Genomic DNA, 14686 nt, shown 5'->3' with positions numbered 1-14686 from the left:
GGGACCACCGCGACGGGCCGGAGCGAGAGTTTAGGGTCACAGGTGGCCCTTTATGGTGCAGGTAACGCGAAGGAAGTGACTCAGATGACCGAAACCGCCGATCACCCGGACGCCTACCCACCGAGCGCGGAGTTCGCCGCCGCGGCGAATGTCGATGCCGGTATCTACGAGCGCGCGGCGCAGGATCGCGAGGCGTTCTGGGCCGAGCAGGCCGACGGCCTGCACTGGCATCAGCGGTGGACCCAGGTGCTCGACTGGACCGATGCCCCGGTGGCGAAATGGTTCGTCGGCGGCCGGCTCAATGTGGCGTACAACTGCGTCGACCGCCATGTCCTGGAGGGGCGCGGCGACAAGGTCGCGTTGCACTGGGAGGGTGAGCCGGGCGATTCCCGGTCCATCACCTATTCCGAACTGCTCGCCGAGGTGAGCCGGGCCGCGAATTACCTGACCGAACTCGGGTTGACCGCGGGCGACCGGGTCGCGATCTATATGCCGATGATCCCCGAGACCATCGTGGCGATGCTCGCCTGCGCCCGCCTGGGTCTGCCCCATTCGCTCGTGTTCGCCGGTTTCTCGCCGACCGCGCTGCGGCAGCGGATCGACGACGCCGAGGCGCGCCTGGTCATCACCGTCGACGGCCAGTGGCGACGCGGCAATCCCGCGCCCCTCAAGGAGGCCGTGGACGAGGCGCTGCTGGCGAAGGGCGATGTGCCGTCCAGCGTGGAACACGTCCTGGTGGTGCGCCGCGTCGGAACCGAGGTCGCGTGGACCGACGGCCGCGATGTGTGGTGGCACGAAACGGTCGCGCAGGCCGATCCGGTGCACGAAGCCGAGGCCTTCGACGCCGAGCATCCCCTGTTCATCCTCTACACCTCGGGGACCACGGGTAAGCCGAAGGGCATCCTGCACACCAGCGGCGGCTATCTGACCCAGACCAGTTACACGCACCGGGTGGTCTTCGATCACAAACCCGAGACCGATGTGTACTGGTGCACCGCCGACGTCGGCTGGGTGACCGGGCACAGCTATATCGTCTACGGCCCGTTGGCCAACGGCGCCACTCAGGTGCTGTACGAGGGCACGCCGAATTTCCCCGACGAGCACCGGCACTGGCAGATCATCGAGAAGTACGGCGTCACGATCTACTACACCGCGCCCACGCTGGTTCGCACCTTCATGAAGTGGGGCCGCCAGATTCCCGACGCGCACGATCTGTCCACGATCCGGGTGCTCGGGTCGGTCGGCGAACCGATAAACCCGGAGGCCTGGCGTTGGTATCGGGACGTGATCGGCTCCGGTACAGCCCCGATCGTCGACACCTGGTGGCAGACCGAGGCCGGTGCCATCATGATCTCCCCGTTGCCCGGGATCACCGCCACGAAGCCGGGCGCCGCCATGACCCCGGTACCGGGTGTCACGGCCGCTGTCGTCGATGAGGAAGGCAATCCGGTGCGCCGCGGCGAGACCGAAGCGAACGGTTATCTCGTGCTGGACCAGCCGTGGCCGTCCATGCTGCGGGGCATCTGGGGCGATATGGAACGGTACCGGGCCACCTACTGGGATCGATTCGCCGCGCAGGGCTGGTACTTCGCCGGTGACGGGGCGAAGCTCGACGTCAACGGCGACCTCTGGGTACTGGGCCGCGTCGACGACGTCATGAATGTGTCCGGCCACCGCATCTCCACCGCCGAGGTGGAATCCGCGCTGGTCGGGCATTCGGGGGTGGCGGAGGCGGCGGTGGTCGGCGCCAGCGACGACACCACCGGCCAGGGCATCGTGGCCTTCGTGATCCTGTCGGCGGACGCGACCGATACCGGGGCCGCGATGGTCGGCGAGCTGAAGGCCGAGGTGGCCCGGGCGATCAGTCCGATCGCCCGGCCGCGGGAGATCCACGTGGTGCCCGAACTGCCCAAGACCCGCAGCGGCAAGATCATGCGCCGGCTGCTGCGCGATGTGGCCGAGGGCCGGGAACTCGGTGATACCTCGACCCTGGTGGACCCGCAGGTCTTCGAGTCCATCCGGGCCGGCCGCTCCGACTGACCGAGAGCGATCCGGGCGCCCGTCCACGCGAACCTTCTGTCCTTCCGGTCGGTCTGTTCCATGGTCGGGGCCCGGTTCTGGAGCGACGGGGCGATAGAGCGCAGCGACTCGGTGGCGACAGAGCGCAGTTACTCCGTGGCGACAGAGCGCAGCGACTCGGTGAAGGAGTGGAGAACCGGGGTCACGAGGGCCCCGATCCGGGCCGCCGGAGGCGGCGCCGATAAAGTTGCCCACGGTGTGCCGGGAAGTCTGGTCGGCGAGAACGTCGTGTGCCCGCGGGAGCTGAATCCGGACGGGTGCGCGCGGCAGATGTCCGTACGCCCGAAAGGTTTCCCGTGTCGAGCAGCCCCCGGTCCGAACTCGCCAGATATCTGCGAACCGAAACCGTCGGCGGCGCACTACTGCTCATCGCCGCGGCCGCGGCATTGCTGTGGGTGAACTCGCCCTGGGGACAGAGCTACCTCACCCTCACCGAAACCCATCTGGCCATTCCGCCGCTACACCTGGATCTCACCCTGGCCGATTGGGTGAAGGACGGACTGCTCGCGGTCTTCTTCTTCGTCGCCGGCCTCGAACTCAAGCGCGAACTCGTGATCGGCGAACTGGCCGACCCCAAACGCGCCGCGCTACCGATCATCGCGGCCGCGGGCGGAGTGGTGACACCGGCGATCATCGCCTACACGGTCGGTTTCGGAGTCGAGGGCATGGACCGGGGCTGGGCCATACCGGTCGCCACCGATATCGCCTTCGCGCTCGCGGTACTGGCGATGACCGGCTCCCGCATCCCGGCCAGCGCGCGTGTCTTCCTGCTCAGTCTCGCCGTGGTCGACGATCTGATGGCGATCGTCCTGATCGCGGTGCTGTTCACCACCGGCCTGGCCTTCATCTGGCTGGCGGCCGCCCTGCTGTGCTGCGCGGGCTGGTGGTTCGCGCAGCACAGACGATGGACCTCCCCGCTGATCTATATCGCACTGGCGCTCGTGTGCTGGTACGCGCTCCACGAGGCTCATATACATCCGACACTGGCCGGTGTGGCCTGCGGTCTGCTCACCAGAGTCCGCCCGGACGACGGCGAAGACGAGGCTCCCGCGGCCCGGTGGGAACACCGTTTCCAACCCATCTCGGCGGGGCTGTGCGTACCGTTGTTCGCTCTCTTCGCGGCCGGAGTTCCGATCAACAGCGAAGTGCTCGGCGATCTGTTCACCGACCGTCTGTCGCTGGCGATCATCCTCGGTCTGCTGATCGGCAAGACGGTCGGCATCTTCGGGATCAGCTGGTTAGCCATCCGCACCGGAATCGCCGAACGTCCAGCGCACCTGGGCTATCGCGATATGTTCGCCCTGTCGGTGCTGGGCGCGATCGGGTTCACCGTTAGCCTTCTCGTGGCGGAACTGGCACTGGAGAACTATCCCGATTCCGCCGAACTCGCCAAGGCCGCGGTCCTGGTGACGTCCATGGCCGCATCGTTGATCGGTTCGGCGCTACTGTTGCGGCGTGGGCGTGTCCACCGCGCACGGCGGGACGCGGATGCGCTAGAACCAGAACAGTAGGACCGACCAGAATCGGGACAGGGAGAGGGTCGACGACGTGAGTGTCACACAGGGCGGTAACGGAGACGGTGCACGGGGCGGCGCGGTCACCTCGATTCCGCTGTCCGAGATCGACCCGCACGCATCGGCCAGTTTCGGCAGTCTGGTCCGCGACGCCTCCGAACAGGTCTCGACTCTGGTGCGCGCCGAGGTGGCCCTGGCCAAGGCCGAGGTCACCGGTGAGGTCAAGAAGGGCCTGCAGGGCAGCGTCTTCTTCATCGGCGCGCTGACGGTGCTGCTGTTCAGCAGTTTCTTCTTCTTCTTCGCCGTCGCCGAAACCCTGGACATCTGGCTCACCCGGTGGGCCGCGTTCTGGATCGTGTTCGCGCTGATGATCCTGGTGACGGCGCTGTTGGCCTTCCTCGGGTACCGCAAGGTGAAGAAACTGCGCGCGCCGGAGAAGACCATCGACTCGCTCAAGCAGACCCGCACCGTGCTGCCGTCCGGCTTCGGCAGCCACGACGAGCCGGTCGCGCTGGACAAGACCGTCTCCCGGTAAGCGGGTCAACCGCGCGACGCGCAGCGGCATTCACTACGCTCGGACGCCGTGGCGTCGAACTTTCCACCGGATCCGTCCAGTGTCCGCTTCGCCGGTTCCTGGACGCACCGCGATGTGCACGCCAACGGGATACGGCTGCACGTGGCGAGCGCCGGACCCGACCGTGCGGAAGCGCCGCTGGTCGTGCTCCTGCACGGGTTCGCGGACTTCTGGTGGTCGTGGCGCCATCAGCTGACGGCACTCGCCGAACTCGGCTATCACGCGGTCGCGGTCGACCTGCGCGGCTACGGTGACAGCGACAAACCCCCGCGCGGCTACGACGGCTGGACTCTGGCCGGGGATATCGCCGGGCTGATCCGTGCCCTCGGCCACACCAGCGCGACATTGGTCGGGCATGCCGACGGAGGTCTGGTCTGCTGGGCGACTGCGGTCCTGCATCCGCGTCTGGTGCGGGCGATCGCCGTGGTGTCCTCCCCGCATCCGGCGGCGCTGAAGAGTTCGGTGCTGCGGGACAATGCGCAGCGCCGGGCCTGGTTGCCGGATTTCCTGCGCGCGCAGCTTCCCAGGTACCCCGAACACCGGCTCACCCGGGACAGCGGTGCTGGCGTGGCCGACCTGCTGGCGGGCCGCAGTTCGGATTCCTGGTCGGCGACAGCGGAGTTCGCCGACAGCGCGGATCGTATGCGCTCGGCCATCCGGATCCCCGGGGCCGCCCATTGCGGACTGGAATACCAGCGCTGGGCTTTCCGCAGCCAGTGGCGCGCGGACGGCCGCCGCTTCATCGCCGTGATGCGCAAACCCGTCGATATACCGGTGGTGTCCATGCGGGGTGAGTTCGACCGCTACATCCTGCCCGCCACGGTGCACCGGGGACCCCAGCTGTCTCCGCACCGGCGGATCGTCACCATCCGCGACGCGGCGCATTTCGCGCATCAGGAGAACCCGGACGCCGTCACCGCCGAAATCGCGAAACTGCTCAGCGGAGCGGGCCGACCGAGGCCGGACCGACCCGCCTGACCGGGCTGCCCGGACCCGATCCACCGGTCGCCCGGCCGGTCACGACCGTCAGCTGAGTACGCACGGGCCGGTATCGACCGGCGTTGTGGACGATTCCGCGATGGTGATGCGTTCCTGGACCTCGTTCAGGGTCAGCACGTAACCGGTGTCGTCGTCGGTGACGGCGGCCCCGAACACCACGCCCAGCACATGGCCCTCGGTATCGACCAGCGGTCCACCCGAATTACCGGCCCGCACCGAACCGCGCACCGTGTACACCTCGCGCTCGACCGTTCCGTCCCGATAGATGGTGGGGCCGGTCAGGTCCAGCGTCTCGCGCACCCGGGCCGCGCTCGCCGTGTACCGGCCGCCGCCGGGATACCCGAGCACGATCGCGCTCTCACCCGAATCGGCCGGCTCCGGCGCCTGCGGGATCACCGGGGCGACCAGACCGGGCACCGACAACACCGCGATATCCATCGACGGATCGAACTCGACGACCGAAGCGTCCAGCGGCCCGGCCGCCGAATCCACCGTCAGACTGGTGGTTCCGGCCACCACGTGCGCGTTCGTCATGACCCGCTCCGGCGCGATCACGAAACCGGATCCCTCCAGGGCGCGCTGGCAACTCGGCGCGACGCCCCGGATACGCAGCACGCTCTGCTGTAGCGAACCGGCGACCGGGCTGGCCAGCACACTGGGGTCCGGAGGTTCCACCGCGGCGATGGGCGCACGCCCGAACGGGCCGATAACGTCCGGCAGGCCCGAGGTGTTGAGCAGTTTGGAGAACTCGTTCGGCAGTTGGCGCAACCAGTCCGGCGCGACCCGGTTGACATCGGCGAGCACCCGGGAGCTGTTGATGGCCGACGCGATCGCCGGCTGCGAGGACGTCGCGAGCGGCAGCGCCAGCAGCCACGCCGTCACCATAACGGCCCCGGTCTGCAGCACCGCACCGACCGCGCTGTCCGCGCCACGAGCGAACGGATGGGTCATCCCGCTGCGCGCCGCCCGGCCCAGGACCATCCCGGCGACCTCGCCGACGATCACCAGCGCCACGATGAGCAGCACACCGGCCAGAACCCGGCTGCGGCCCTCGTCGATGTGCACAAGGATGTGCGGGGCGATCAGGATTCCGGCGACAGCGCCGAGCACCACCCCGAGAAAAGCCAGGGCGGAGGCCACCGCGCCCTGCCGCCACCCGGAGGAGGCGGCCAGAAGCGCCAAGATGACAACCGCGATATCGAGCCACGCCGAGGAACTCACCACACCATCCCCACCGCGGCCAACGCCTGTTCCAGATCACGCACGTCGGTTCGGTCCCATTCCGCTTCCCAGCCCAGTGAAGTCACGAGTTCGGCCAGTATGCCGCCGGTCAGCCCCCAGACCAACATTCCGTCCACCTGGAACGCCGGACTCCGGTAGCCGAGCGCGCTGCGCACCAGGAAACGATTGGCCGGATCGAGTAGTTCGGCCATCGGCACCCGCACCACTCGATCGGTCTCGGCGCGGTCCACCACCCGCACGGCGCTGGGCGTCCGCCAGTAGGCGATCACCGGTGTCACATCGAAGCGGGAGGGCGGCACGAACAGTTTCGGCAGGGTCGCGATCGGCTGCACCCCGGTCCGGTCCAGGCCGGTCTCCTCACGCGCCTCCCGCAGAGCTGTGTCGACCGGTCCCTCGTCGCCGGGGTCCACGGCACCGCCGGGGAACGCCACCTGTCCGCGATGCTGCCGCATAGTGGATGCCCGCTGGGTCAACAGGACCTCCGCGTCGGCGGGCAGGCCGCCGGGCGCGTTCGGGTCGCCCGTGGGATCGCCTCCGAACAGCACCAGCACCGCGGCCTCCCGTACCCGGCCCGCCATCGTCCGGCGCAGCGCGCGCGTCCGGCCCAGCGAGTCGGAGAAATCGGGTTGCCCGGGACCAGCCGCCCCGCTCAACCACGACGGCACCTGTTCCTCGCTCACAGAGCCTCCTTTGAAGCGGTTACCTGCGGTCCGCGGAGGCCGCAGCGAAGGCGGAGGTATCGCATCACAGAACCTCCCCCGAAACGATCACATACGGTCCGCGGAGGCCGCAGCGAAGGCGGAGGTATCGCATCACAGAACCTCCAGCGAAGCAGTCGCATACGGTCCGCGGAGGCCGCAGCGAAGGCGGAGGTATCGCATCATGCGGTGACTCCCAGAGCGCCGGACACACTGGCGGCGATTTCGTCGGCATCGTGGAACGGGCGCGCGACGTACTCCGCGATCGAACCGTCCGCGCGGATCAGGACGGTGATCGGCAGGGCGGTCGGCGCCCGCGCGGCCGCGCGGACCCGGGCATCGGGGTCCTCCAATGCCGGCAGACGCAGTTCCGGGCGCCCGTCCGCGCGTAATTCGTCGTTCAGCGCGGCGAGCAACGCGAGCGCCTTCGCCTCGTCCGGGTCGCTGTGCACCGTGAGGACCCGCACCGCGGGGCCCGCCCGGTCCGCGTACTCCTGGAACAGCGGCAGCTCGGCGCGGCAGGGTTCACACCAGTACGCCCAGAGGTTGAGCACCATCGGCCGGCCCGTCATCCGCCCGGGCGCCGCCGGAGAGCCGTCGGCGAGACAACTGAGCACCAGATCCGCCAGCGGACCCGGCCGGGGCGGCTGCGTCGATTCCGGGGGGCAGTCCGCCGCTCCCGACGCGGCCCGCGACCCCGGATCGATCTGTCGTGCGGGTGCGGGCGTGGATCCGGTGCCGCTGGAATCCGAACCACCGCGCGGCCAGAGCGCGACAGCCGCCGCCAATGCCACGATCACCACCGTCAATGCCCATTTCCAGAAAACCGGTATTCGGCTCACCGACCCACCAGTTCGAGCAGATGCGCCGCTTCGGGTCCTTTCACCAATGCGGCGGCCGCTTCCGGATCGGTCGGTCCGGCACCGAAGGCAGGGCAATCCTTGGCCAGCAGGCAGGCTCCACAGGCCGGTTTCCGGGCATGACAGACCCGGCGCCCGTGGAAGATCACCCGGTGGGACAGCATCGTCCACTCCTTGCGTTCGATCAGCGCGCCGATGGCGTGCTCGACCTTTACCGGATCTTCCTCGGTGGTCCACCCCCAGCGACGCACCAAACGGCCGAAATGGGTATCGACCGTGATACCGGGAATTCCGAAAGCGTTGCCGAGAATGACATTGGCGGTTTTGCGGCCGATGCCCGGCAAACGGACCAATTCCGTCATCGTGTGAGGTAATTCACCATCGTATTGCTCGAGCAGCGCCTGCCCGAGGCCGGTGAGCGAACTCGTCTTGTTACGGAAGAAACCCGTGGGCCGGATGAGTTCCTCCAGCTCCGCACGGTTGGCCTCGGCGTACGCGCGTGCATCCGGATAGGCGGCGAACAGAGCCGGAGTGGTCATGTTCACTCGCACATCGGTGCATTGCGCCGACAGGATCGTGGCGACCGCCAATTCCAGCGGAGTACCGAAATCCAACTCACAGTGCGCGTCCGGAAACGCACGCGCCAGAACGCGGTTCATCCGGCGGGCCCGGCGCACCAGTCCCAAACGTGTTTCCGCCGGTCGGGAAGTAGATTTACGGGTGCGCGGCTCACCCTTCGCCGGGCGCGCGGGAGCTGCCTCGGCAGTGCCGGAAAGGTCGCTTCCGACGGCTTCTGAGGGGGAGGTACGCACCCGTCCACCATACGGAACCGTCCGACAACGTTGCCTTCTCAGTTCTACTCCCGTATTCCATCTGAGACCTCGACCGTGTTAACTACCCGGCATGCAAGGACTCGCTGTGGTGCTCTTCCCAGTGGTGTTGATGCTGTTCGCACTCGGCATGGAACGGGTGGAGAACCGGCTTCGCAAACTTATCGAGCCCGACGAGGAAGTCCAGGCCTACCTGGACAAGGCCAGCAACGCCGAGGTCAACGAGCTGACGAAGCTCGGCCTACCGGCGGCGGTCGCGCGTATTCGCCGACGGCGCCATCGCAGCGAGGAGGCCGAGGAGACCGTCGACATCGCCCGCGCGAGCTGATTCGTGCGGGCGTCACACCGCTCCGGTCCGACCGCGGTCGACCTCCTTACGTGGTGTCTGTCACTGCGCGCCGATAAGGCCGCGTAGACTGCACTGTCGGCCGAACCGCATCGGTCCGCCCGACGACTACAGCCATTTCCCTAAGGAGCACATTCGTGGACGAGGCCCTCGCCAGAGCAGGCATCTTCCAAGGCGTTGAGCCCACCGCGGTGGCTGCGCTCGCCAAACAGTTGCAGCCCGTAGATTTCCCTCGTGGCCACGTCATCTTCAACGAGGGTGAACCGGGCGATCGGCTGTACATCATCACGTCCGGCAAGGTGAAGCTGGGCCGGCGCTCGCCGGACGGCCGGGAGAACCTGCTGACCATCATGGGTCCGTCGGACATGTTCGGCGAACTCTCCATCTTCGATCCCGGTCCGCGCACCTCCACCGCCACCACGGTGACCGAGGTCCGTGCCGTCACGATGGACCGCGACGCGCTCAAGTCGTGGATCGACCAGCGTCCCGAGATCGCCGAACAGCTGTTGCGCGTGCTGGCCCGCCGGCTGCGCCGGACCAACAACAACCTGGCGGACCTCATCTTCACCGACGTCCCGGGCCGGGTCGCGAAGGCGCTGCTGCAGCTCGCTCAGCGGTTCGGCACCCAGGAAGCGGGTGCGCTGCGGGTGACCCACGACCTGACCCAGGAGGAGATCGCCCAGCTGGTCGGCGCTTCCCGGGAAACGGTCAACAAGGCGCTCGCCGATTTCGCACACCGCGGCTGGCTGCGCCTCGAGGGCAAGAGCGTGCTGATCTCCGATTCCGAGCGTCTGGCCCGTAGAGCTCGCTGACACCGCGTCGGCACGACCGGGCCCGCATCGGGTCCCGGGGCCGCCGCGTGCGGATGTAGGCCTTCGTTGCGGTATCGCGTACGGGAAGCGGACACTGTCCGGTACACCACGAAATCGGAGCGGGCGCGGCACTCGAGGGCAGGCCCCGGGCGCCGCGCCCGTATTCAGCTCGACTCAGTTCTGTGGGTCCGGCTCCGACCGCAGATACGTGAGCTGTGATTCCACCGAATTGCACGCGGCAGGCCACAGGCTCTCGTCCACGTCCGCGTAGACCTTGCGGACCACATCCATGGCCTTCGCGTCCGCACCGAGTTCGTCGAGTGCCGCGCGGACCTGCGCGAGCCGTTCGTTACGGTGCGCGATGTAGTACCGCGCCACCGGTTCCAGATCCGGATGATCCGGCCCGTGCGCGGGCAACAGAGCCCGTCCGGCGCCGACCTCCAGCAGCCGGTCCAGGGACCGGAGATAGTCGCGCAGCGTGCCGTCGCGGTCGAGCACCGTGGTGCCCCGTCCAAGGATCGTGTCCCCGCTCAACACCGCGTCGGCGAGCAGGAAACTCACCGAATCCGCCGTGTGGCCGGGTGTGTGCACCACCGTGATGCGCAGTCCGGCGGCTTCGACGATCTCGCCGTCGGTCAACGGCGACACGTCACCGCGCAGGAACTCCGGGTCCATGGCACGCACCGGCGTTCCGGTCAGGCGCACCAACTCGTCGATACCGCCGGTGTGGTCGGGATGCCGGTGCGTGATGAGGGTGAGCGCCACCGCGCCACCGGTCGCCTCGGCGATCGCGGCGATGTGCGCCGGGTCGTCCGGACCCGGATCGATCACCACGCAGTCCGTGCGACCGGGCGATCGCAGGATCCAGGTGTTCGTCCCGTCCAAGGTCATCGGTCCGGGATTGTTCGCGAGCAGCACCGCCGCCGACGGTGTCACCGTCCGCAGTTGCGCATAGGCCGGATGGGTGAGGGTCACCACAGCACCTCCAATTCGAGAGCAGCCCAATCGAATCTATGGGCTCGGCGGCGGGTCTGCCGAACTAGACCCGTCCGACCTGATCACGAACCTCGGCGATCAGCTCGACCTCCACCGGGGTGTTCTTCGGCAGTTCGAATACCCCGACCGCCGAGCGCGCGTGGGCTCCGGCCGGACCGAACACCTCGGCGAGCAATTCGGAAGCGCCGTTGATCACCAGCGGCTGGTCGGTGAATCCCGGTGCCGAGGCGACGAAGCCGACCACCTTCACGATTCGCACCACCTCGTCCAGGCCGACCAGATCGTGCACGGCGGCCAGTGCGTTCACCGCGCACCACCGCGCGGCGGTCACCGCGTCCTCGAAGGAGACCTCGGCGCCGACCTTGCCGACCGCCGAAAGCTCACCCGCCACGAACGGCAGCTGTCCGGAGGTGTAGACGTGGTTCCCGCTGCGCACCGCGGGCACATAGGCGGCGACCGGCGCCACCACGGCGGGTACCGCCAAGCCCAGCCGCTCGAGGTTCGCCTGCCATTCGGTTGCCGGGCGCACTGCGCCGGATTCCCCCATGGCGCTTACTGCTTCGGCCGCTTGAGGTACGCGACGTGCTGCTCACCGGTCGGCCCGGGAAGCACCGTCACGAGTTCCCAGCCGTCGGCACCCCACTGATCCAGGATCTGTTTGGTCGCATGGGTCAGCAGCGGCACGGTCGCGTATTCCCACTGGGTCACATCGCTCATGCGCACGGAGCCTACTGGGTGCCGTGCCGAGCACCCACGGCGCAACCACCGGTCCGGGGCCCGAGGCGCCGAGTCCCGGTGTCTGGTACACCACATCCGCACAAACCGGAGTATGCGGGCATCCGTCCAGTCCGAGTTATAGGCTCGCGACCGTGGCAGAACCAACGACGGTCTCGGAATCGGCCGAACCGGACCTGAAGACAGGGTGGCCCGACCGCGCGGCCGACGCCCGCCTGCACTATGTCTCCGGCAAGGGCGGCACCGGTAAGTCCACTGTGGCCGCGGCTCTGGCTCTGGCTCTGGCCGCCGGCGGTCGGCGGGTGCTGCTGGTCGAGGTGGAGAACCGGCAATCGATCGCCCAGCTCTTCGATCTGCCACCGCTGCCGCCCACCGAAACGAAGATCGCCACCGCGGACGGTGGCGGCGAAGTGGTGGCGCTGGCGCTGGATATCGAACACGCCTTCCTCGAATATCTCGATATGTTCTACAACCTCGGCTTCGCCGGCCGGGCGATGCGCCGGATGGGCGCAATCGACTTCGTCACCACGATCGCACCGGGTCTGCGCGATGTCATCCTGACCGGCAAGATCAAAGAGTGCGTGGTCAGGTCCGATAAGACCACCGGCCGGCCGGCCTACGACGAGGTCGTGGTCGACGCACCGCCGACCGGCCGGATCGCCAGTTTTCTCGATGTCACCCAGGCGATGGCCGAGCTCGCCAAGGGCGGCCCGATCGCCGCACAGGCCGACGGCGTCTCCAAACTGCTGCATTCGGATCAGACGGTGATCCATCTGGTCACCCTGCTCGAGGCGCTGCCGGTGCAGGAGACCCTGGACGCCATCGCCGAGTTGCAGGACAACGATCTGCGGATCGGCAGCGTGATCGTCAACCGCACCGCGCAGAGCCCGCTCACCGCCGAGACCCGCAGCCTCGCGGCGTCCGGCCGGCTGGACCGCGACGCCGTGCGCACCCACCTGGAATCAGCCGGGATCACGCTGTCCGATGCCGATTTCGCCGGTCTGCTCACCGAGACGATCGAGCATTCGGCCACTCTGAGAGCACAGGATGCCAGCGCGGCCGAACTGCTGGACCTGGAGATCGCGCGGCTGGAGTTGCCCGCCCTCACCAACGGGATGGACCTGGGCGGCATCTACGAACTGGCCGCCCATCTGAACGAGCAGGGAGTCCGATGAGTACCCGACCGGCCGCCCCGGCACCGCTCGATATCTCCACCATCATCGACGATCCGACGGCCAGGGTCGTGGTGTGCTGCGGTTCCGGCGGCGTCGGTAAGACGACCACCGCCGCGGCGATCGCGTTGCGCGCCGCCGAAGAGGGTCGCAAAGTCGTGGTCCTCACCATCGACCCGGCCCGCCGGCTGGCCCAGTCGCTGGGCGTCGCAGATCTGGACAACAGTCCGCAACGAGTCGCGCTGGGTCCCGAGGCCAAGGGCGAACTGCATGCCATGATGCTGAACATGCGACGCACCTTCGACGAGATGGTGCTGGAGCACACGACGCCGGACAAGGCCGAACAGATCTTCGCCAACCCCTTCTACCAGGCGGTGGCCTCGTCTTTCGGCGGCACGCAGGAATACATGGCGATGGAGAAGCTCGGTCAGCTCGCGGGGCATCGGGAATGGGACCTGATCGTCGTGGACACCCCGCCCTCGCGTAACGCACTGGACTTCCTCGACGCACCCAAGCGCCTCGGCAATTTCCTGGACGGCCGGATGATCCGGGTCATCATGGCGCCCGGCCGCGGGGTGGGGCGGTTCGTCACGGGTGCGATGAGCTTGGCCGTGCGCGGCGTCTCGACCATTGTCGGCGGCCAGATGCTCAAGGACGCCTCGAACTTCCTGCAGTCGCTGGAGTCGCTGTTCGGCGGGTTCCAGGAGCGTGCCAACCGAACCTTCGCGATGCTGGCCAAACCCGGGACGCATTTCCTGGTGGTGGCCGCGCCGGAACCGGATGCGCTGCGGGAGGCGTCCTTCTTCGTGGACCGGCTGTCCACCGAGAAGATGCCGCTGGCCGGGTTGGTGCTCAATCGAACACATCCGGTCTTGTGTTCGCTGTCGCCCGATCACGCGCTGACCGCCGCCGACCGGATCGGTGATTCCGATCCGCTATCGGCCGGCGTGCTGCGGGTGCACGCCCAGCGGGTGTCGACGGCCCGGCGGGAACAGCATCTGCTGCACCGGTTCACGGGCGCGCACCCGCGGGTACCGATCGTCTCGGTCACCGCGCTGCCGTTCGAGGTGACCGATCTGGTGGCGCTGCGGGCCGTCGGGGCCCAATTGGCCGGTACACAACCGGGCGGCTGAACCACTCCGACCGGCCCACCCGAGCAAGGCGAACCGGTCCCACCGAACAACCGCCGGGCACTCGTGAGACGAGTGCCCGGCGGTTGGTAGTCCAATAGGAATTCGTTTACATAGCCACCTGGTGATGGCGCTGAGCGCTGAAGAACTCGGCCCAGGAGGTCACCTCCGGATGCTGCTTGAGCAGCGCCCGCCGCTGTCGCTCGGTCATGCCGCCCCACACCCCGAACTCGACCCGGTTGTCCAATGCGTCCGCTCCGCACTCCATCAGGACCGGACAGTGCCGGCAGATCGTCGCGGCCTTGCGCTGTGCCGCGCCACGGACGAACAGTTGATCGGGATCTACTTCCTTGCATCGGGCCTGGGTGACCCAGGCGATCCTTGCCTCGGCCTCTTCTACGTCCAATCGAGCGACGGGGGTTGTCATGTGCATTTGGTGTGCCCCTTTGCCAGTCCGAACACCGGGTCACGGCGCTCCGGAATCGCGTGACACTCCGCAGCAACCCGAACCCCGCTGCGAAGTGCACCACATTCCACATTGAGTGTTAGCTCTATCACACTGAGCTCTCAATCTAGGTAAAGGTATGCCCTCAGCGCAAGACCGAGTGATGACTTTTTGGTACGTCCGTGCCTGCGACCTCGGGCTCTTCCCCGGCCCACGCGCCCGAACACGCACGTCAGGCGCCTTGGTCGATACCC

16 protein-coding genes are annotated in these 14686 nt (G+C 67.8%); 8 read left to right on the top strand and 8 right to left on the bottom strand.

All coding sequences use genetic code 11. From position 1 onward, the window contains the following. Window positions 1-84: 84 nt before the first annotated feature. From acs to OG804_RS24005, 4 genes are all read left to right on the top strand, one after another. On the top strand, window positions 85-2040 hold the full coding sequence (gene acs / locus OG804_RS24020; protein WP_328390118.1) for an acetate--CoA ligase: 1956 nt from the start codon (window positions 85-87) through the stop codon (window positions 2038-2040). A 335-nt stretch (window positions 2041-2375) separates the two neighbouring features. Beyond that, entirely contained in the window at window positions 2376-3590 is a 1215-nt protein-coding gene (nhaA, locus tag OG804_RS24015) for a Na+/H+ antiporter NhaA (protein ID WP_328390116.1), read from the top strand. Window positions 3591-3627: 37 nt separating this feature from the next. After that, complete coding sequence (locus OG804_RS24010; RefSeq protein WP_328390114.1) at window positions 3628-4128, top strand: phage holin family protein; 501 nt, start codon at window positions 3628-3630, stop codon at window positions 4126-4128. Window positions 4129-4176: 48 nt separating this feature from the next. Then, window positions 4177-5145, top strand: a complete 969-nt coding sequence (locus OG804_RS24005) for an alpha/beta fold hydrolase (RefSeq protein ID WP_328390112.1) — start codon at window positions 4177-4179, stop codon at window positions 5143-5145. 48 nt (window positions 5146-5193) lie between these two features. On the opposite strand, the gene OG804_RS24000 is transcribed toward OG804_RS24005, so the two are convergent. From OG804_RS24000 to nth, 4 genes are all read right to left on the bottom strand, one after another. Next, window positions 5194-6387: a MarP family serine protease gene (locus tag OG804_RS24000; RefSeq protein ID WP_328390110.1), complete on the bottom strand. Its 1194-nt coding sequence runs from the start codon at window positions 6385-6387 to the stop codon at window positions 5194-5196. Next, window positions 6384-7088 carry an NUDIX hydrolase gene (locus OG804_RS23995; protein WP_442941613.1) on the bottom strand — a complete coding sequence of 235 codons (705 nt, stop codon included), beginning with the start codon at window positions 7086-7088 and terminating at the stop codon, window positions 6384-6386. Before OG804_RS23995 ends, OG804_RS24000 begins: the two co-directional genes overlap by 4 nt. 200 nt (window positions 7089-7288) lie before the next feature. Continuing rightward, on the bottom strand, window positions 7289-7948 hold the full coding sequence (locus tag OG804_RS23990) for a TlpA family protein disulfide reductase (RefSeq protein ID WP_328390108.1): 660 nt from the start codon (window positions 7946-7948) through the stop codon (window positions 7289-7291). Next, window positions 7945-8652: an endonuclease III gene (gene nth, locus OG804_RS23985; RefSeq protein WP_328390106.1), complete on the bottom strand. Its 708-nt coding sequence runs from the start codon at window positions 8650-8652 to the stop codon at window positions 7945-7947. The genes OG804_RS23990 and nth overlap by 4 nt, the downstream gene beginning before the upstream one ends. Window positions 8653-8869: 217 nt before the next feature. On the opposite strand from nth, the gene OG804_RS23980 reads away from it, so the two are divergent. Then, a complete protein-coding gene (locus tag OG804_RS23980; RefSeq protein WP_328390104.1) occupies window positions 8870-9124 on the top strand; it encodes a hypothetical protein in 255 nt (84 codons plus the stop codon). Window positions 9125-9279: 155 nt separating this feature from the next. Continuing rightward, window positions 9280-9954 (top strand): Crp/Fnr family transcriptional regulator, encoded by a 675-nt coding sequence (locus OG804_RS23975; RefSeq protein ID WP_030524212.1) that lies wholly within the window; start codon window positions 9280-9282, stop codon window positions 9952-9954. 174 nt (window positions 9955-10128) lie between these two features. Here the strand turns inward: OG804_RS23975 and OG804_RS23970 are convergent, their stop codons facing one another. The 3 genes from OG804_RS23970 to OG804_RS23960 form a co-directional block, all read right to left on the bottom strand. Next, window positions 10129-10929, bottom strand: coding sequence for an MBL fold metallo-hydrolase (locus OG804_RS23970; protein WP_328390100.1), 801 nt, complete (start codon window positions 10927-10929; stop codon window positions 10129-10131). Between the two features lie 64 nt (window positions 10930-10993). Beyond that, on the bottom strand, window positions 10994-11497 hold the full coding sequence (locus OG804_RS23965; RefSeq protein WP_328390098.1) for a RidA family protein: 504 nt from the start codon (window positions 11495-11497) through the stop codon (window positions 10994-10996). Between the two features lie 5 nt (window positions 11498-11502). Further along, window positions 11503-11667: a DUF4177 domain-containing protein gene (locus OG804_RS23960; protein ID WP_085995322.1), complete on the bottom strand. Its 165-nt coding sequence runs from the start codon at window positions 11665-11667 to the stop codon at window positions 11503-11505. A 152-nt stretch (window positions 11668-11819) separates the two neighbouring features. Here OG804_RS23960 and OG804_RS23955 point away from each other — a divergent pair, with 152 nt between their 5' ends. Both OG804_RS23955 and OG804_RS23950 read left to right on the top strand, forming a co-directional pair. Then, entirely contained in the window at window positions 11820-12860 is a 1041-nt protein-coding gene (locus tag OG804_RS23955) for an ArsA-related P-loop ATPase (RefSeq protein WP_442941611.1), read from the top strand. Beyond that, window positions 12857-13990, top strand: coding sequence for an ArsA family ATPase (locus OG804_RS23950; RefSeq protein ID WP_328390095.1), 1134 nt, complete (start codon window positions 12857-12859; stop codon window positions 13988-13990). The genes OG804_RS23955 and OG804_RS23950 overlap by 4 nt, the downstream gene beginning before the upstream one ends. 106 nt (window positions 13991-14096) lie before the next feature. Here OG804_RS23950 and OG804_RS23945 read toward each other — a convergent pair whose 3' ends face one another. Continuing rightward, window positions 14097-14420, bottom strand: coding sequence for a WhiB family transcriptional regulator (locus OG804_RS23945; protein WP_328390093.1), 324 nt, complete (start codon window positions 14418-14420; stop codon window positions 14097-14099). Between the last annotated feature and the right edge of the window lie 266 nt (window positions 14421-14686).

Origin of the sequence: Nocardia sp. NBC_00416, from assembly GCF_036032445.1 — a bacterium.
GTDB lineage: Bacteria > Actinomycetota > Actinomycetes > Mycobacteriales > Mycobacteriaceae > Nocardia.
This window is presented reverse-complemented; position numbering and strand designations above follow the sequence as displayed.

Bases quoted from the DNA above. Each gene is read 5' to 3' on its own strand.
- OG804_RS23980 (WP_328390104.1), top strand. From the start codon at position 8,870: ATGCAAGGACTCGCTGTGGTGCTCTTCCCAGTGGTGTTGATGCTGTTC.
- acs (WP_328390118.1), top strand. From the start codon at position 85: ATGACCGAAACCGCCGATCACCCGGACGCCTACCCACCGAGCGCGGAG.
- OG804_RS23960 (WP_085995322.1), bottom strand. From the start codon at position 11,667: ATGAGCGATGTGACCCAGTGGGAATACGCGACCGTGCCGCTGCTGACC.
- OG804_RS23965 (WP_328390098.1), bottom strand. From the start codon at position 11,497: ATGGGGGAATCCGGCGCAGTGCGCCCGGCAACCGAATGGCAGGCGAAC.
- OG804_RS23950 (WP_328390095.1), top strand. From the start codon at position 12,857: ATGAGTACCCGACCGGCCGCCCCGGCACCGCTCGATATCTCCACCATC.
- OG804_RS23945 (WP_328390093.1), bottom strand. From the start codon at position 14,420: ATGCACATGACAACCCCCGTCGCTCGATTGGACGTAGAAGAGGCCGAG.